An 18,283-nucleotide genomic window follows, 5' to 3' on the forward strand; every position below is an offset into this window, starting at 1 on the left:
TAGAAAAAGACCAAATACTTCTGGGCTAGGGCTAGATCCCCCTAGCCTCCCTTAAAAAGGGGCATTGGGGTGATCTCCAAAGGCTGGACACCATCAACCGAAAAGTATTGCCCTAAATCTCAGTTTAAACTTGGGGAAACTTTCGGACTTGATACTCCGCTGAATCAATAATTGGATAGCTATATCCCATCGCTTGATCAAATTGCTCCTCAACCTGTTGCAAGCGTTCTGAGCTAATGGATTTCCAATGTTCGCGTGTCTCCCAGCGAATCACCAGAGTAACCGCTGTTGGATCGTTAGGATTGAGCCAAACTTCTTTACCGAGAAACCCCGGACAGGTGGCGAGAAACGCCGTCCAGATTTCGGCATCCTTCTGGATGTATTTTTCTCGGATTTCGGGGGGGACTTCTATCTTCAGCCACTCGATAACCATTTGGGTCTTGCGATCGCTTCTTTGCGAGTATAAATAGCTTTGAATCTGCCTTATGTAATTTTGCCATTATCAAAGCGTGTCAGGTAGGCAGCAGTTGTCGAGAGAATGTCACAGAATAGAACTGTAGGCGGAAAATAGACGAAACAACATTGTTTTATCGTCTAGGTTCAGCCGCTTTTTGAGAGCGACAGGTGACAAGAAGGCACTATGGATAATAACAACTGGCTCAAGCAGCTACTGATGCTCGGTGTGGGTACGACATCTATGGCAGCAGAGAAAATTCGGGAAGTTAGCGATGAATGGGTTAAGGAAGGCAAGATCAACCCTGAACAAGCCAAAGGGCTTGTGGATGATTTGATGCAGCAAATCAAGTCAGATCAGGGTAACTTGGAAGTACAGATGCAACGGCAGATGCGTAATATGTTGCAGGATCTGGGAGTTCCCCGCCAGTCGGAAATGGATGAATTGCGGGGACGCATCGACAGGTTGGAACGTCAGGTGCGTGACATGGAAAATAAGCTGTGGCGGTGATAAAAGCTGATAGGATTTGAGAATCCAACTGGACAATCGATTTTGGATTTTGGATTTTGGATTTTGATTGAATCTAAAATCAGTACTGCTTCGTGCCTATACTATGGCATCGGCAGCAAAGGAACTTCGAGCTTTGCAAAATCTAAAATTTGGTCGATTTTGGATTTTGGATTTTGGATTGAATCTAAAATCAATAGTGCTTCGTGCCTATACAATGCCATTGGCAGCAAAGGAAGTTCGACCTTTGCAAAATCTAAAATTTTGAAGTCTTAAAGGTATGGAGGAAAGATTTTGAGAGAGATTTTAATCAGCGTCGGGGTCATGTTTGCCTGCGTGTTGGTGATAATATTGGCTCAAGTTAGCAACTCTCCACAAGAGGCGATCGCTTCCGAGCTAAATTACTCCTCACCTACAGTTACACAAACCCCAAGCAATAACCCAGATGTTGACAGTACAAGGCTTATAACGATGAATACCAACCCAGAAAGTGACGAGAAGGTTACGACAACGCCCTCTGGTCTCAAGTATATTGAGTTAAAAGAAGGCGACGGTGCGACTCCAAAAACTGGTCAGACAGTTGTAGTGCATTATACTGGCACTTTAGAGGATGGCACAAAGTTTGATAGTTCCCGCGATCGCAATCAACCCTTCTCCTTCAAACTCGGTGTCGGACAGGTAATCAAAGGCTGGGATGAAGGACTCAGTACCATGAAAGTTGGTAGTCGTCGCCAGTTAATTATTCCCCCAGAATTGGGTTATGGATCTCGCGGTGCAGGTGGCGTGATTCCTCCCAATGCTACGCTGATTTTCGATGTAGAACTGCTGAAAATTAGCTAAATAAATCTGACGGAACCCGGTTTCAAAGTAAACCGGGTTTTTGCTTTGTATATACCAATTTATTGAATCATCCCCGATTAGAAGAGGCGAGATTTCGGAAACGGGTAAATTGCGGATCAAATAATAACTTTATGGTTCCCGTCGGACCATTTCGATGTTTAGAAATAATTACCTCAGCAATACCTCGATCTGGTGTATCGGGTTGGTAATACTCTTCGCGATATAACATCATAATTAAATCCGCGTCCTGTTCGATCGACCCCGATTCTCTCAAATCAGACATCATTGGGCGTTTATTATTACGAGCTTCTACACCTCGACTCAGCTGGGATAAAGCGATAATTGGGACGCTGAGTTCGCGAGCTAAACCTTTGAGACTTCGGGTAATTTTTGACAGCTCTTGCACCCGATTGTCACCGCCGCCTTCCATCAATTGCAAGTAATCCAGCAGAATTAAGCCCAACTCGCCACGCTGTTCTGCTTGAAGACGACGAGCTTGCGATCGCATCTGCATCACAGTCATATTCGGCGTATCATCAATAAAAATTGGCATCTCCGAAAGAGTGCCAAGGGCGCGACTTAAACGTTCCCACTGATTTTGTGCAACTCGCCCAGCGCGCAAATGGTTACTTTCAATCTCAGCCTCACTAGCAAGCATCCGCTGCACCAGCTGTTCTTTCGACATTTCTAAGCTAAAAACAGCTACTGGCAACTTATGAAACTCAGCGATATTGCGAGCAATATTTAAGCAGATAGCTGTTTTTCCCATTGACGGTCTACCCGCCACGATAATCAGATCGGAACGCTGAAAGCCGCCAGTCATCGCGTCGAGGTCATAATAGCCACAGGTAAGACCGGGTAACGCTAGATCCTGATGGCGAGTTTCAATATCCTGAAATGTATTTATCAGCGTGTCGGAAATAGGAACCAGACCCTGCTGAGGACGATCTTGAGTCAGGCTGAAAACTTTCTGTTCCGCCTGGTCGAGGATAATTTCCAACTCCGTAGTCGTCTCGTAACCCAACTGAGCAATCTCGCCGCCTGCTTGGATTAACTTACGGCGCAGGTACTTATCTATCACCAGCGCCGCGTACTGGTCGATGTTGACGGCTGAAACCGTGCGATCCACCAGTTGAGCTAACTTTGTTTGTCCGCCAACCTTCTCCAGCAACCCTCTGTCATACAGCCAACTGGTAACGCTCATTAAGTCGGTGGGTTTACCTTGGCTGTGGAGGGTAAGGGCGGATCGGTAAATCTCTTTGTGAGCGATGAGAGAAAACGCCTCTGGCACAAGCAAGTCAGTTACTCGACCGATGGCTTCTGGGTCTAGCAAAATGCCTCCCAAGATGCTTTCTTCAGCGTCGAGGTTTTGGGGTGGAAGGCGATCGCTTGAAGAATGAAAATTCAGTTCGTGAGCCATAACAGAGGTCGTTTTAACAAGGAGCAGCCACGACTATGATAATGGGGGTTGAGTAGTCGCTGCGCTCCGACACCCAACCCCCTTTTTTTGACTGAAAAAAACTGCTTCTACCCACGCGGAAACTGTAGAGACGTTGTATGCAACGTCTTCAACGTCTCTGCACTACGCTTAGCTAGCCACAACCTGAATTTGTACAACCGCTGTGATTTCCGGGTGTAATTTTATTTCTGCCTTGTAGGTGCCTGTCTCTCCGATATCGGGGAGGCTGATATTCCGCCGATCGACTTCCTTACCAGTGGCTTGTTGGATGGCTGTTGCCACTTCTGGAGCCGTGACAGTACCAAAGATGGCGTTTTCTTCACCTACCTGCTTAGCAATGGTGAAGCTGCCCACAGCCTCTATAGCCGTCTTCAGCTGTGTAGCTACCTGCTTCTCTTCCAAAAGGCGCTGCCGCTCTTTTTCTCTACGCCGTTCGACTTGCTTGAGCAAGCCGGGAGTGGCAGGAACTCCCATTTTTTGGGGAATTAGGTAATTCCGGGCATAGCCGGGAGCGACTTCTACTAAATCGCCAGATTTTCCCAGCTTGCTGACATCTTGATTCAAAACTAATTGCACACGTTTCGCCATAATCTTTTTTCTGCTACAGAAAACAGAAGGAGTAATGATAAGCTAGAACACTCCATCTTACAAAAAGATAGTGAGCGATCGCAATCTTTTAATCTAAAACCGATCCTTCATCCCCCGTAGCCTGGCAAAAGTCTGCAGAGGGTCTAGACTTTTCACTGCTGATTGCAGCACAGGAGCGTCCCACCGCAAAAATGGATTAGTACGCTTTTCTATGCCAAGTTGGGATGGAATTGTCGCCTCAGAACGGCTACGGGCAGCTTTTACTTGAGTCCACCGAGCTTGTAATTCTGGGTTTTCGCCATCTACACTTAAGGCAAATTCAAGATTTTTTAGGGTGTATTCATGGGCGCACCAAACTCGCGTGTTATCGGGTAAAGCCCGCAATTTGCCCAAGCTAGACACCATTTGAGTTGGCGTGCCTTCAAACAGTCTGCCGCAGCCTCCAGCAAAAAGGGTGTCGCCACAGAATAATTCTCCCGGATCTTCGGTTGTTGCTGGGGGAAAGTAGTAGGCAATGTGGGCGCGGGTATGCCCCGGAACAAAGAAAACTTCGCCGACTCTACCAGCAAATTCTACCTGCGAGCCTTCCTGCAAAAACACCTGTTGCCCCGGAATTCTACCCTTGTCCTCAGCACCTCCATACACGCAGACACCAGAAAAATGCTGCAAAAGCTGCTGGTTTCCGCCCACATGATCGCTATGATGGTGAGTATTAAAAATCGCTACCAACTCAGTGTCAATTTCTTCGAGGTGCCGCAGCACAGGCTGCGCTTGGGCTGGGTCTACCACTGCTGCTATTTTCTGAATCGGATCGTGCAGCAGAAAAATGTAGTTGTCCGAAAGTGCCGGAATTCGTTGAACCTGCATTCAACACTCCCTGTTTATGAGCAATTATCCCATCGTGGCATAAAATTTATCATTTCTTTACATTATTCTTGCAGTAACTTTAGCTAAATGCCAACCAATATGAGACAGATAATCTTAAATAGACAATAAAGCGCTACATTGCCTTAAACCAGGAGTGACCAACCACCTATGGCATGGACACGAGATCGTCAGCCAAAAGAGCAAATTCAGCACATGGTAGATCGCATCCTTTCATCTGGTCAACTCAGCCTTAACGAGCATCTTCAGCTGACAACCGCCATCCTCTCTGATTACAATGTTACCGATGGAGAACGTCGCCAAATTAATCGTATATTTGACGAAATTCAGACAGGTCATCTAAAGTTTGTGGACTAGACCTTCTTCAATCCCTTTCTTAGCAGCAGGGGATGACGAAAAGACAACGAACCCCTGCTGGCTTGATTTATTTACGATTGGAGCTTTCTGCCGTACACCCATCCTACTTTTCTGTTGATGTTCCAGATTCACCGATTATACTAATGAAGAATGAAGCCGATTTCTAGATAGCATTAACTTAGTTTTTTTTTATTAGACTGTACTATAACTCGCTCAATCTATGTTCAACTAGCTAAAATAACTTAAAATTTGTGGATTTACAGCAAGACAAAAAATTAAAAATTTCATTAGTTGTTAGCGATTTATCCGCTAGTGGGGCAGGAAGATGGGGGGGGGCTGTACGCACATTTTTGCTATATGAAGCCTTAAAGAAACTGAACCATGAAGTAAAAATTTTTGGCTTTGTTTTTGGCGATGAATCACCAGAAGTTTCTCAATCAAAAATCCCAATTGTTGCCATTCCATGCGCCTATCACTCAGGCTTTATAAAAGCCGCTCAAAAAGTTATCAAACAAATTGATGGAGATATTATATACGCCGTAAAGCTGAAACCTACAAGCTTTGGATTATCTATCATCAAAAAGCTAACAGCTCGTCGTCCTGTTATTTTAGATATAGATGACTGGGAACTCAGTTGGCATGGCGGCGAACAATGGAAATATCGTCCCGGTTTAAAGCAATTTTATAGAGATACTTTTAAGCCTGATGGGGCATTAAGATATCCAGATCACCCTCTTTATTTAAAGTGGTTAGAAAGCTTGGTATTTTATGCAGATACCATTACATTACATACTCAATTCTTGAAAGAACGCTTTGGAGGTGTGTATTTACCGAATGGTAAAGATACTACTCTTTTCGATCCCAGCCAATTCGATTCCGAGGCAAGTAGAATCCGTTATGGCCTCGCAGGCTACCGTATTTTAATGTTTCCTGGAGCGCCACGACCGTACAAAGGTCTTGAAGATGTCTTAGCGGCACTAGATGTGCTAAATCAGCCAGACATTAGACTTGTAATTGTTGGGGGAAGTCCATACGATGCCTACGATAATCAATTGATGCAGCAGTGGGGGCGTTGGATTATCAAACTACCAAAATACCCAGTTTCAGAAATGCCTGCTGTGGTAGCCGCTGCCCATATTGTGGTTGTTCCCCAACGAGATACCCCTGCTGCGCAAGCTCAGTTCCCGCTCAAACTAACAGATGGGATGGCAATGGCAAAGCCAATTCTGTCTACTTACGTTGGCGATATTCCAGAGATTTTAGGCGGCACAGGTTATCTAGTTACTCCCGAATCTCCGGAAGAAATTGCTGAAAAAATCCAATGGATATTCGGGCATTTAGATGAAGCAAATCAGCAGGGCATGAAAGCGAGGGAAAGATGTATAAATTATTATAGCACTGATACAATGGCAGCTATACTATCTGATGTGATTAAAAACTTGCAACTAGCTGGAAAAGTTTAAATCATCAATCAAGTGGGGCTCACTTCGTAGCAGAAAAGAAAGTATGTTTTCAAATTTTAATAAGTTAGTTCTAAAATTCGCGCTACGGTATCCTGTTTTAGTCAGAGCGACGGTCATTTCTGAGATAGTAGCCGCAGCTCACATCGTAGTTGTTCCACCAAGAGACACTCCTCCAACTCGCGCCCAGTTTCCTCTGAAATTGACAGATGGTATGGCAATGGCTAAACCTGTTTTAGCTACACGAGTTGGAGATATTCCAGAAATTTTAGGTGTAACTGGTTATCTTGTCGATCCCAGTTGCCAGAACCAAATCGCCGAAAAGATCCAATGGATGTTCCAGTATTTACAAGAAGCTCAGCAGCAAGGAAAACGGGCAAGAGAAAGATGTGTAGAATCGTACAGTATTGGTGCAATGGCAAGTATACTCTCACAGGTAATTGCCAATTTATAGTCAATCAACCTTGTTGAGTCTAAAAGGAACATCTGAATATACTTAACAATAATTTATAAATTGGGTTTTGGTCAGACGGTTAGAGAATAAATCAAGTGTCTCTTTTGATTACCAGTAACTTTGTAGCAGGAAGGGCTGTATGTCTTCAAGTAAGCTACTCCTAAAATTTGCTCGCCGATATCCTGCTTGGATTGTCCTAACGATTATTTTGGGCTTTTCTGGGGGATTGTTTAACGGGGTGAGTACAGCCCTAATTGCACCTATAATTTTGAATTTTTTAGGTCAACAAATAGATTTAAAGAGCGGGCCACCGATTCTTAAGTTTATTATGTCGCCCTTTGATGGAGTTCCTAGCGACTATCGGCTGATAGTAATGGCAGCTGCTATTGTGGCGATCATTGTTTTGAAAAACCTTGCGACCTATGGCAGTTCGTTAGTATCGAGTTCTCTGTCGCGGGCCCTCACCTCCGACCTCCGGGAAGCAGGAGTGCAGATGTTGCTAGAGGTGGACTTAGATTTTTACTCCCAGGCGAAAGTCGGCGATCTGATAAATCGTTTGGGTGGAGAAGTCAGTCGGGCTGCTACGGCAATTAGCACCGCACTCAAAATGGTAATAACCGTAATTACAGTGTTGGTGTTTGTGGCTTTGCTGCTAGCTATCTCCTGGCAACTGACGCTGGCTTCAACAGTTTTACTAGCTGTAGTTGCGGTAGTTAATCAATACTCGATTTCCCGTGCTAAGTATTTTGGCAAGCAGCTCTCAGAGATGTCTAAAAGTTATTCTATCTCTGTACTAGAAGCACTTAGTGGGATTCGCCTGGTTAAGGCAACAGGGAACGAAGCCAGAGAGTATCAAAGAATTCATGAATTAATTCGTGCTCGCGAAAAAGCTGATTTCCAATCTCAGGCAAACTCGGCGGCTATCGGCCCAGTTAGCGAGGTTACTGGTATTGTTGGTTTGATTGCGATCGTCTTTCTTGGGCGGACTTTCTTTGCTGATGAGATTGAATCTCTTTCGGCAGTGCTACTGACTTACTTATTGTTGCTTTTCCGGTTACTGCCCTTTATTACACAGTTAAATAGCGCACGGGGAGCTTTAGCCAATAGCGCTGCTAGTGTAGAGATAGCTAATGACTTCTTGCGCCGAGATAATAAGCCGTTCATGGGCAACGGTTCTGTAACTTACAAACCTTTGCAAGAAGGGATTCATTTCAATCAGATATCTTTTGGCTACCCCAGTCAGGCGGATATGGTACTAAAGGACGTTGATTTGTACCTGCCGAAGGGAACAACTTTGGCTTTGGTGGGGTCATCGGGTGCTGGGAAGTCAACTTTGGCTGACCTTTTACCGCGATTTTATGACCCAACGATAGGGAGCATAAATATAGACGGAACTGACTTGCGTGAGTTCGACGTCAAGACTCTCCGAAGGGAAATGGGGATTGTTAGCCAGGATACGTTTCTGTTCAATACCACGGTTCGCAATAATATTGCTTATGCCCGGCCAGATGCCACGGACGAAGAAGTTACCGCCGCAGCGAAACGAGCAAATGCTTATGAATTTATTATGGGATTGCCAAAAGGATTTGATACTCTCATAGGCGATCGCGGTGTTCTGCTCTCTGGAGGTCAACGCCAACGCCTTGCGATCGCTCGCGCTTTAGTGCAAGACCCAGATATCTTAATTCTTGATGAAGCAACAAGTGCGTTAGATACTGTTTCTGAACGCCTTGTACAAGCAGCAATCGAGGAGTTGAGCCGTTCGCGGACTACGCTCGTGATTGCTCACCGCCTCTCGACTGTGCAAAAAGCCAATCAAATTGCTGTGCTAGATAAAGGACGTGTTGTGGAAGTGGGGACGCATAGAGAGCTTTTAAGTAAAGGCGGCTTCTATGCGCGTCTGTACGAAATGCAATTCTCTCAACAGCCTCAAGGTATATCCACCTACCATGAAGAAATCCGTAATCGTCTTTCTTACGAAGCTCGTACCCGCCTTAACTCTATAATTGGTTCCCTGCGTTTACTGGCTGACGAACTAGTAGATACTCCCGAAGAGCAAAATGAATTACTTGAAGAATCTTATAGCTCAGCCATCAGCATTCTCAATACCATCGAGTTTTTTGAAAATAGCGCTAATCTGCCGCTTAAATAACAATGGCTTCCCTTTAATTTGAAGGAATAGTTTTTAAAGCGCCCATGACCAAACACTATATATTCTTTACTAGAAATGTATTACCTCAACCTAATGCAGCTCACCTAGTTCAAGTTGCCCATTCTGCTAATGCAGCCGCCAACTTAGGTTACTCAACAGTTTTAGTTTATCTTCGTAATAGAGAAGACTCTTCCAATCCATTCGAGTTATTTTATCCCTTTCGTCCACAAACACCAACGTCAGAATTGGCAAGATTTTATAATCTTCAAGACAAGTTAAAAGTCGCACCTCTGCCGATGCCGTGGCCCCTTTCTCCAAGAGGTGGAAAGTGGAATAACTCCAGCACAGCAGTGTCGAAGTATTATTTCCCTTTTCATATCCAGCCGTCTACTCAGCTCGTACACACGCGAGATTGGAACTTTGTGAAGGCGGCTATAAAACAGGGTATTCCAGCAATTTACGAACATCACCATCACAACGCCAAGCAATTTGAGCCAGAAATTGTTCGTCATCCCCTATTTCAAATTGCAGTGACAGTGGTGGATACAGTCCGTGAAAGTATGATCCAAAATGGAATGCCACCGGATAAAGTAATTAAACTTCATAATGGATTTAATCAAGTATTTCTCCTCAGGCAGCCAGAAGGGGCTCAGGAATGGCGACAGAAACTGCTAGTGAATGGATGCCAGCATTTAGTTGTCTATTCAGGCGCAGTGAACAAATTTAAGGGCGTTGATCTGCTGATAGATGTTGCCAAGCAATTACCACAGATTCAGTTTACGATCGCTGGTGGTAATGAGTCACAAGTACAAGCTTATCAGCAGCTAACCAAGGAAAAGGAAACACAAAACGTCACTTTTTTAGGCTACTTACCGCAAAATGAGTTAGCTACTTTACTCCAAGCTGCTGATATCTTGGCGCACCCTCACTGTTCCGGTGAAGCGGCAACTTTCACGTCTCCACTCAAACTTTTTGATTACATGGCATCTGGTACTCCCATCGTAGCCACAGAAATTCCATCGTTGATAGAATTTAAATCTACCAATGCGATCACGCTTTGGTGCGAACCAGATCGTCCCACTCAATTTGCCCAATGCCTTAAACAAGTTTTGGAAACCCATCCCAGAAAACCCGACGGATATTCAAACAGCATAGATTTTGTGAGGCAGTTCTCGTGGGAAAATAGAATTGCCAAAATTCTAAACTACGTAGACGATTCTATGCGTCCATCCCCAGTTAATTAGCTAGGAAGGTAACTTTATGAGTAGAAAAATTGTGGGGATGCTTAGCAGCTACTCAAGTCTTAACCAAAGAGATTGGTTGTGGCAACAAACTCCACATTCTTTAGGAGCTTGGGGTAGCATTCAAATGCTGGCACCAGCAACAGAGCCAGACTTTTTACTGCTGTACAATTTTAATGATTTCCCTAATTTATCCCAAAAGAAGCCGGGGTGGGGAATCTTTAGTCGCTCTAAAAAGCAGCAGGGAAACAGCGAACAAGATATGCTCAAATTGCTGCGGGGAGTTCCCAAAGAACGCATAGTTTCTCTGGTGCGGGAGCCGCCCTTCCCTGAAAAAGAACAGAGAAGAATTGCTGAATACCAAAATGCTCAGCTATACTGTGGCTATGTCTCAGGGCCGGATGACTTTGCGCCAAATCCTGATTATATGCCTGCCATTTGGTATCATGCAAATTCCTTCCGAGATCTGAATGAGATGGGTGCGCCAGAAAAGGAGCGCCCGTGCTGCTGGATAACTTCTGGTATCGACCGAACTGGTAATCATCGCAAGCGTTTGGCTTTTTTGAAGCTCTTACGAGAAAACCGTTTAGACTTTGACTTGTATGGGCGCAATTTACCTGAGTGGGCGGGTGGATATGGACAAGTTAATAATAAATGGAACGTTACCGCACCCTACTACTACAATCTGGCTGTAGAAAACTATGCCGATAATAATTGGTATGTGAGTGAAAAGCTGTGGGATGCTATTTTGGCGTGGTGTTTACCAATCTACTATGGTGGCCCTGCTGCTGATAAATTATTACCACCGGGAAGCTTCCTGAGACTGCCCAGTTTGGATGAAAAAGGGATAGGGTATATTAAGGAAGTGATAGCGACACCTGATGCTTGGTATGAGGCTAAGGAAGCGATCGCTGAGGCACGACAAATCATCTTGCATGAATTAAATCTGCTAAACTGGCTTTCGAAATTTGTAGACAAAGCTCTGTAGATTAAAAACCTGATTCTTACTTAGTCACTATGAATGGTATTTGCACACTGGGTAATGACAGGGTTTACGACCAAATAGTTGCTTTGCTCAATAGCATTGAGGTCGTACTAGGTCCCGAAACTCCTGTCTGTATTTATCCGTTTGATGAGCATACAGAGATGATTAGCGCTGAAATTTCCAAGCGACCAAACGTTTTTCTTTACGACGATACAGAATCAATTCAGCGCTGGGATGAATTCATGCAAAGAGTTCGTCCTGATAAAATGGATCGGAGCAAAAGGCTTTATGGCGCTCATCGACGATTTTGTGCATTCGATGGACCTTTTGACAAATTTATCTATATGGATGCGGATACACTAGTGATGAAATCACTAGATTTTGTTTTTGATAAATTAGATGAATATAATTGTGTAGTATATGATTTTCAGTATGTGCAACCAGAATATGTTTATAATATTAAATCTAAAAAATTATTAGAAGTTTTTAATAAAGAAAAAATTAACAAAGAGATATTTTGTTCTGGATTTTATGGCTCGAAGCGGGGAGTTTTTAGCCAAGAGCAAAGAGATTGGTTAATTTCCCAACTTCAAGCAGGAGAATCAGAAATTTTTAAACCTGGCGGTCACGATCAACCAGTTATTAATTATATGTTTATGAGGTCTGGCATCCCTATTTATAACTTTGCCCATCATTGGACTGAAAGTGAAGTAACTGGATGTACAGTCACGTCTAAACAATTTGAAGAGAAGGATAATATTCTCTATGATAAGGGCAAAAGACTGACTTACATTCATTACATTGGAATTTCCCCCCGTGTCCCAGCAGCGGTATGTGCAGGAGAAAATATAGACTTTCCCTATCGAGATATTTTCCTGCACTATCGTTATCTTCATGAACCGGAGAAACGTCCAGTTTTTACAGGTGTTCCAGTACCTTACAACTACAAGCCACGCCCTAGTTTGATGAAAAGAGTGCTAAATAAATTAAAACTAACTCGTTGAGGAACAGGTATGAGTCGGGGAATTTATATAGTTGCTAATGACCGCGTGTACGATAATGCGATTGCGCTCCTTAATAGTATTCGTTCTTACGATCCCGAAGTACCCGTTTTTCTCATTCCATTTAATGAAGAATATCAGAAAGTCGCCGATACTATCAACAAATTACACAATGTTCAGCTTTTTCCTAACTTAGAGTTTATAGATCAATTTACCAAAAAAATTGGAGAGATATTTGACCGGGATTTTTTAGCCTTACCAAATAAAATGCGTAAATTAGCGGTATGGTTCGGCCCGTTAGATGAATTTCTTTATATTGATACTGATATTATCGTATTCAATAAGATTTCAGATGTCTTAAATAAACTATCTGAAGTAGGTTTTATCTGTTGCGATTATCATCATGCTAACGAAGGCTTGCGGAACATATTTTCCCCCTATGTGAAAGAACACAACATCTTTACTGAAACGGAACTTCAAGACGTTTTTAATAGTGGTCTTTGGGCTTCCAAAAAGGGAGCAATTACAGAACAGCAAATGGATGAAATACTACGCGAGTGTGCAACCCACCGCGAGTATTTCGATTTTACTCAAGGAGTAACAGACCAGCCAATTCTCAACTACATGGTGCTTAAGCTTATTCCCAAACGTTACAATCTTGTTAAAACTCCAGAAGGAGAGCCTGGTAGTTGGGCTGGTTCTAAACACTTTCAGGAGAAAGACCATGTCCTTTACGATCAGGATAAACGTCTAATATATCTCCATTGGGCAGGTACACCGCTTAAACCGGGTGGTGCATACTGGGACTTATGGGAACATTATCGTTATCTACATGAAGGCAGACCCGCATGGCAGAGAAAACTTCTCCGCCTATTTCCTTTTGTTGCAACGCGCACTTAGGCAAAGGATCAGACAATGACAAATGGTATCTATACGTTTGCTAACGATATGGTTTATGACCAGCTGGTTGCTCTCTTAAACAGCATAGAACTTAATGCTGGTAAAGAAATCCCAGTTTGTGTTATTCCTTACAATACTCAATTAGACAAGATTCGTGCTGAAGTAGCAGCCAGAAAGAATGTCACTCTGTTTGATGACGCAGCCTCTATTGCTTTTTGGGAAGACTTCATTACTCAGGCATGGAAAGCTCACAAAACAGCTCAGAAAGTTTGGCACAAAAAAGGCTGGCCTGAAGTTCGCAGGGTGAATTTTGTTAGAAAATTATGTAGTTTTGATGGAGCATTCGATAAGTTTATTTATATGGATGCAGATACTCTTTTAATGGGACCCATCGAGCAGATTTATCAGAAACTTGATAATTATGAATGGGTAGTCAATGACTTTCAGTATAAGTCTGATATGGATTATATTTTTAACCCGGAAGCAGAGAAACTAATTGAAAAAACTATCGGCTTAGAAAAAGCAAAATCTCAAATATTCTGTGCGGGTTGGTTTGCTTCTAAAAAAGGGGTGTTTAATTCTGTTGAGTTAGCGGATTTATTGGAGAAATTAAAAGCTGGTGAAGCGGAAGTAATGTCATTACGAGGTTCGGATCAACCGCTGTACAACTACCTGGTATCACGTAGTGGCATTTCCTACTACAACTTCGCTTATCACGATCTAGAGCAGGCAACAGGTAGTCACTGGTCTTCTAAATTTGATGTAGTAGATCATGTGCTTTATGACAAAGGTCGTCGGCTTACTTATATTCACTACATGAGTATCGCTTCTTCAGAGTTTACACAGCTTTGTGCTGGTGAAGATATTAATATTCCCTATCGAGATGTGTTTTTGCATTATCGGTATTTGAAGTCACCTGAAGAACGTCCCAAGTTGGTTCGTCCAAGTTTGCTGGTTCGCGCACAAAGAAATGCCAAAAGCTTTGTTAGCCAAAACATTGGTAAGATCAGATCCAAATTAGTTAGCACGGGTGTGTTAAAACGTGCTAACTAAACTAAAAAGGTTGCCACAATATCACCTGAATTGATTTAAAAGCTTTCCTCTCAGCCTTGAGTTAGGTTGGCAGGCATTATTATCAAGACTCCACTACCCATGCCGCTTGAAAAAAGTCTCGTTCGCACAACATAGCATAGCGATAAGTTGATGTTACAGATGCTGTGGCGCTGGCGTAGCGGTCAACTAGCTTTTCCAGCTTTTCAGCCAGATGGTCAAATTCTTGGCTGCTGTAGGTGCGAATCCAGTCAGAGTATCGATGGTCTGGAATCCCCTTTTGAGCGAGTTGCTGACCTAAGAAAAGATAAAGACGCATACAGGGTGCCATTGCCACAGCGATCGCGCCAATATTAGAACCCCAAGCTGTAGCCAGCAGAAAATCAGTATAACGGCGCGTCGCGGCTCCCGGTTCTACTGCCGCCAAGTCTACTCCCCACTCTCGCGCATATCCTTGATGCAGGCGACGCTCATCCAAAACACCGCCTGCGAGGGTGTGGAAGATGTTAAATGCCTCAGAGTCGGGAGCCTTAGCTGCGGCGATGCTATAGGCACGGGCAAAAGCTTCTAAGAAAAAAGCATCTTGCCCCACGTAGTAGGCAAATCGCTCTTGAGGCAGCGTACCGTCAGCAATGCCCTGAACAAAGGAATGCTTAAGGCAGGCTTGCGCTAAATCTTGATTAGTCTGCCACAAGTCGCTGGATAAGGTCATAAACTGCTTTGAGAATATTGGGCGGGCGATGCCCCTAGCCTACCCCACAAGACTTACAAAAGCATTTGCAGTAGTAGCGAACCAATCCCTCCTAGGAAGTTCATCAGATTTCCACCGCCACTACCTGGTTGTTTCGGAGGTGTAGTAATCTCTTTAATGAAAAGTTGGGCGGTTTGGTAGCCCTGCATATTCCCCTGGACTGTAAAAATTTCTGCGGCCCTTTGGGAATCCAGCACCGCCCCTTGGCGATCGCCTGCTTGATAACGAGCTACTCCACGAGCAAAATAGGCGGCAGCAAACTGAGGTTTAAGAGCTAGAGCCTGATTGAAATGAGCGATCGCTCCTCCTTGATCCCCTTTCTGACCTTCTACCACGCCCCAAGTATAGAATTCCTCAGCTGTGGCTGCGTAGTTGGGGATACCTACAGCAGCCTGAAAGTTAGCACCGTTGACATTGGCACTAACCATACTGGCATTAACTAAATAACTTTCTCTCAGGTCAGCGCCAGTCAGGTTAGCACCAGTCAAGTTAGCACCAGCCAAGTTGACACCAAACAATGAAGCTCCAGCCAGGTTCGCACCAGCCAGATTCGCACCACTCAAATTAGCACGACTTAGGTTGGCACGGCTCAAGTCAGCACCGCTCAGATTTGCTCCCGACAGGTCAGCTAAAGCAAAACCTGCTCCACTCAAATTGCACTGCGGACATTGTTTAGTTGCCAACAGCTGCCTGAGATGTTGCACATCTTCAGCTATTGCGGGAACTGCTAGGGAAATTGTTGCCAATAATGCTGCTGTTGCGGCGATTTGGGGTTTCATATCGAGTCGTACAGCCGTAACGCTCTATTTTCCCCAGCATAAACCATTAAGGAATTCTCTGCTTTATCGTGCAGAATTATATCGCTCGGCACTTTCGGGAGCCTGATGATTAGCCAGAGGCAAAAGACTGACAATTTGATCTGCGGTTTCTTGCAAGTTGATTTTTGAATAGGTCAGGGGAGCATTTGACCAGCTGTGTCCTAAAAACAGGTTGAGCGAAAATGTCAGTGTGGCGGCTACCATAAATTTTTCCAACATTTCAATCTCCCCTTCCCCTCACCAGATGATTTACGGTATGTAAATCTGTATTACTAATATGGTTAATTTATTTTTAAGCTTGGGTGATCGAAACATGGAAAAAAACGTGACAGTCTTCTTCCTTAGGAGTGATTTTGGTCACTGACACCAGAAATAGTATTTACAGAGGCGATCGCTACTAGCAAAATGAACCGGGGAAAAAGTGCGATCGCGCTCAAAAGCTATTTTTGGTTACGTCCCTACTTACTTAACAACTTGACGTTGGCGTTGTCGCCGCCAAGCAGGGAACAAAGCGCCCAGCGTCAATAAGCCAACCGTCGTAGCAGGTTCTGGAATTGAAATATTAAGCGACTGCGAAGTGTAAGCTATACCGATAGGACGCAATAACTTATTACTGGTGGGTACAAAAATAGAGCCATTATTATCCGATGAGGGTAAAGGTTCTCCTGTAACTCCGTCATAACGGAGGATGGTGCCAAAGTTAGTATTTATGTCAAAGCCTACAGTGTAGAGAATATCATCAACGCCAAAGGTCAAGTTACCGATGAAATTGCTACTCGGAACTGTCCCGGTGTAATTGGTTGATAAAACATCAATCTGCGTCCCTGTGTTCAAGTCGTAACGTCTGATGTCGTTAGCGAAATCACTGACAAAGAGATCGCCATTAGAACCAAAAGCTAATCCCAGCAAACTAACAAAGCCAAAACTGTCTGGTGATGGTGTTGGCTGTTCGATAAATACCGTAGAAGTTTTTGTTTTCAGATCAAAGCGCAGCACTTGGCTGGGGAGTCCCGGAAAAGTGGGATTGCCGTTAACAGCAATACTACCCTGAGTAGTGACATAGAGGCTGCCATCAGAACCGAAAACTAAGCCGTTCGGCCCGTTTAATCCGCCTGCTTGACCATTTCCAGAGGCGAAAACATCAATAAAATCTCCCGTTTTTCCGTCGTAACGCCGGATTTGGTCACTGAGGAAACTACTGACGTAAAGATAACCATCGGGGCCAAACGCATTACCATAAGGACGAAATAAGCCGCCGCCAGAGGCGAAAACATCAATAAATTTCCCCGTCTTTCCGTTGTAGCGAAGGATGGCAGAAGTTTCAGGAGTGTTTCCACTAGAGACGTAAAAGTTGCCGTCAGGGCCGAAGTTCAAGTCATCTGGTGCAATTAATCCACCCTTACCAGAAGTGATGAAATCTCCAAGATATGCTCCACTCTGTTCGTCAAAGAGCAGTACGTTGTTACCTGTGGTATTGCCGACCAATATAGCTGCATTGGCAGAAGATAGAGCTAGAGAAAAGGTAGTGAAAGCACTGATAACCAGTGAAGCTTTAAGGACAGCAAGCTTTTCGTGCATGGACGTTATACCTTTTTATGATTTATTACAAATAATTTCTACAATATCGGGAAATTACCAGTGTAAAAAGTTTTTTCTATACAAATGATGCTTAGGTACAAACTGAACCAAATTCACAGTTAGCATAAATACGTAGGCGTATCGCGACCACCCATAAGAGAGCGATCGCATTTGGGTTATGTTATGACTACACTTACACTGAGTTAAAAATTTGGCTATGCGTCAGTTATTACCCGTATTACCCGCGCTCGTAGGTGTAGCAACTCTAATCAGTTTAGGCACCACCGCCCCAGCAATGGCAGATGCAACAACTGATGTAACAGGCGTACACGTAGCTCAACGTCCTAACTGTAACAATCCTCAAACTCAAGCAGAAATGAACGCTTGTGCGGGGTTGTCTTATCAAGCCGCCGACAGAAGGCTCAACCAAGTTTACCAGCGACTCCTGCCAAAGTTGACAAGCTCCCGCCGCCAGAAACTGATTACTGCACAACAGACATGGATCAAGTTTCGAGATAGCAGTTGTGCGTTTGAGAGAAGTGAAGTTGAGGGGGGAACGATGGAACCGATGATTTACAGCGGTTGTCTTGCAGAGACGACAAGACAGCGTACAGCACAATTAGAAAGTTATCTTGTTGATACAAATAAGTAAATTGAGAGTGCGATCGCACTACTTGAATGAAATAGTGAAGAATGCGATCGCGGTATTAGAACTTTTTTTGCAACGCTCCTAGCAACTAATCAGATTTTTACATAACTCCAGTTCAGATAAGCTGTTCGTCATTTAAACCTGATTGTCAAGA

The 18,283-nt window shown here is 43.9% G+C and carries 20 protein-coding genes and 1 pseudogene; 13 read left to right on the forward strand and 8 right to left on the reverse strand.

What is annotated here, in order from left to right; translation table 11 throughout:
• Window positions 1-124: 124 nt before the first annotated feature.
• Window positions 125-433: a TIGR03792 family protein gene (locus H6F66_RS07510; RefSeq protein ID WP_190419812.1), complete on the reverse strand. Its 309-nt coding sequence runs from the start codon at window positions 431-433 to the stop codon at window positions 125-127.
• Window positions 434-640: 207 nt separating this feature from the next.
• Between H6F66_RS07510 and H6F66_RS07515 the strand changes: the two genes are divergently transcribed.
• Both H6F66_RS07515 and H6F66_RS07520 read left to right on the forward strand, forming a co-directional pair.
• Window positions 641-964, forward strand: a complete 324-nt coding sequence (locus H6F66_RS07515) for a phasin family protein (RefSeq protein WP_190419814.1) — start codon at window positions 641-643, stop codon at window positions 962-964.
• A gap of 291 nt (window positions 965-1,255) precedes the next feature.
• Window positions 1,256-1,801, forward strand: a complete 546-nt coding sequence (locus tag H6F66_RS07520) for an FKBP-type peptidyl-prolyl cis-trans isomerase (RefSeq protein WP_190419816.1) — start codon at window positions 1,256-1,258, stop codon at window positions 1,799-1,801.
• Between the two features lie 67 nt (window positions 1,802-1,868).
• Here the strand turns inward: H6F66_RS07520 and dnaB are convergent, their stop codons facing one another.
• The 3 genes from dnaB to gloB form a co-directional block, all read right to left on the reverse strand.
• Window positions 1,869-3,221 (reverse strand): replicative DNA helicase, encoded by a 1,353-nt coding sequence (dnaB, locus tag H6F66_RS07525; protein WP_190419818.1) that lies wholly within the window; start codon window positions 3,219-3,221, stop codon window positions 1,869-1,871.
• Window positions 3,222-3,389: 168 nt separating this feature from the next.
• The gene (gene rplI, locus H6F66_RS07530) at window positions 3,390-3,848 is read right to left on the reverse strand and encodes a 50S ribosomal protein L9 (protein WP_190419820.1); all 459 of its coding nucleotides are present in this window, start codon (window positions 3,846-3,848) and stop codon (window positions 3,390-3,392) included.
• Between the two features lie 93 nt (window positions 3,849-3,941).
• Window positions 3,942-4,715, reverse strand: coding sequence for a hydroxyacylglutathione hydrolase (gene gloB, locus H6F66_RS07535; protein WP_190419822.1), 774 nt, complete (start codon window positions 4,713-4,715; stop codon window positions 3,942-3,944).
• 168 nt (window positions 4,716-4,883) lie between these two features.
• Here gloB and H6F66_RS07540 point away from each other — a divergent pair, with 168 nt between their 5' ends.
• The 10 genes and pseudogenes from H6F66_RS07540 to H6F66_RS07580 all read left to right on the forward strand — a co-directional run bounded on the left by H6F66_RS07540 (window position 4,884) and on the right by H6F66_RS07580 (window position 14,336).
• Window positions 4,884-5,090 (forward strand): hypothetical protein, encoded by a 207-nt coding sequence (locus tag H6F66_RS07540; RefSeq protein WP_190419824.1) that lies wholly within the window; start codon window positions 4,884-4,886, stop codon window positions 5,088-5,090.
• Between the two features lie 32 nt (window positions 5,091-5,122).
• Window positions 5,123-5,257: a hypothetical protein gene (locus H6F66_RS28815; protein ID WP_277873932.1), complete on the forward strand. Its 135-nt coding sequence runs from the start codon at window positions 5,123-5,125 to the stop codon at window positions 5,255-5,257.
• A gap of 84 nt (window positions 5,258-5,341) precedes the next feature.
• Window positions 5,342-6,553, forward strand: a complete 1,212-nt coding sequence (locus H6F66_RS29235; protein WP_347269348.1) for a glycosyltransferase family 4 protein — start codon at window positions 5,342-5,344, stop codon at window positions 6,551-6,553.
• Between the two features lie 121 nt (window positions 6,554-6,674).
• Window positions 6,675-7,004, forward strand: a pseudogene (locus H6F66_RS07550) (glycosyltransferase); the annotation flags it as partial.
• Between the two features lie 139 nt (window positions 7,005-7,143).
• Window positions 7,144-9,156 carry an ABC transporter ATP-binding protein gene (locus tag H6F66_RS07555; RefSeq protein WP_190419828.1) on the forward strand — a complete coding sequence of 671 codons (2,013 nt, stop codon included), beginning with the start codon at window positions 7,144-7,146 and terminating at the stop codon, window positions 9,154-9,156.
• A 44-nt stretch (window positions 9,157-9,200) separates the two neighbouring features.
• The gene (locus tag H6F66_RS07560; RefSeq protein WP_190419830.1) at window positions 9,201-10,400 is read left to right on the forward strand and encodes a glycosyltransferase; all 1,200 of its coding nucleotides are present in this window, start codon (window positions 9,201-9,203) and stop codon (window positions 10,398-10,400) included.
• 16 nt (window positions 10,401-10,416) lie between these two features.
• A complete protein-coding gene (locus H6F66_RS07565; protein ID WP_190419832.1) occupies window positions 10,417-11,385 on the forward strand; it encodes a glycosyltransferase family 10 in 969 nt (322 codons plus the stop codon).
• Window positions 11,386-11,414: 29 nt separating this feature from the next.
• Window positions 11,415-12,386, forward strand: a complete 972-nt coding sequence (locus H6F66_RS07570; RefSeq protein ID WP_190419834.1) for an Npun_R2821/Npun_R2822 family protein — start codon at window positions 11,415-11,417, stop codon at window positions 12,384-12,386.
• A 9-nt stretch (window positions 12,387-12,395) separates the two neighbouring features.
• Window positions 12,396-13,283, forward strand: a complete 888-nt coding sequence (locus H6F66_RS07575) for an Npun_R2821/Npun_R2822 family protein (protein WP_190419836.1) — start codon at window positions 12,396-12,398, stop codon at window positions 13,281-13,283.
• A 15-nt stretch (window positions 13,284-13,298) separates the two neighbouring features.
• Entirely contained in the window at window positions 13,299-14,336 is a 1,038-nt protein-coding gene (locus H6F66_RS07580) for an Npun_R2821/Npun_R2822 family protein (RefSeq protein WP_190419838.1), read from the forward strand.
• 82 nt (window positions 14,337-14,418) lie between these two features.
• Here H6F66_RS07580 and H6F66_RS07585 read toward each other — a convergent pair whose 3' ends face one another.
• The 4 genes from H6F66_RS07585 to H6F66_RS07600 all read right to left on the reverse strand — a co-directional run bounded on the left by H6F66_RS07585 (window position 14,419) and on the right by H6F66_RS07600 (window position 17,480).
• Window positions 14,419-15,045: a TenA family protein gene (locus H6F66_RS07585; protein ID WP_190419840.1), complete on the reverse strand. Its 627-nt coding sequence runs from the start codon at window positions 15,043-15,045 to the stop codon at window positions 14,419-14,421.
• A gap of 53 nt (window positions 15,046-15,098) precedes the next feature.
• Window positions 15,099-15,863 carry a pentapeptide repeat-containing protein gene (locus H6F66_RS28820; RefSeq protein WP_190419842.1) on the reverse strand — a complete coding sequence of 255 codons (765 nt, stop codon included), beginning with the start codon at window positions 15,861-15,863 and terminating at the stop codon, window positions 15,099-15,101.
• 63 nt (window positions 15,864-15,926) lie between these two features.
• Complete coding sequence (locus tag H6F66_RS07595; protein WP_190419844.1) at window positions 15,927-16,121, reverse strand: hypothetical protein; 195 nt, start codon at window positions 16,119-16,121, stop codon at window positions 15,927-15,929.
• Between the two features lie 243 nt (window positions 16,122-16,364).
• Window positions 16,365-17,480: an NHL repeat-containing protein gene (locus H6F66_RS07600; protein ID WP_190419846.1), complete on the reverse strand. Its 1,116-nt coding sequence runs from the start codon at window positions 17,478-17,480 to the stop codon at window positions 16,365-16,367.
• 217 nt (window positions 17,481-17,697) lie between these two features.
• On the opposite strand from H6F66_RS07600, the gene H6F66_RS07605 reads away from it, so the two are divergent.
• A complete protein-coding gene (locus tag H6F66_RS07605; RefSeq protein ID WP_190419848.1) occupies window positions 17,698-18,132 on the forward strand; it encodes a lysozyme inhibitor LprI family protein in 435 nt (144 codons plus the stop codon).
• The last annotated feature ends 151 nt before the right edge of the window (window positions 18,133-18,283 follow it).

It is taken from the genome of Trichocoleus sp. FACHB-6 (assembly GCF_014695815.1).
GTDB lineage: Bacteria > Cyanobacteriota > Cyanobacteriia > Cyanobacteriales > FACHB-T130 > Funiculus > Funiculus sociatus.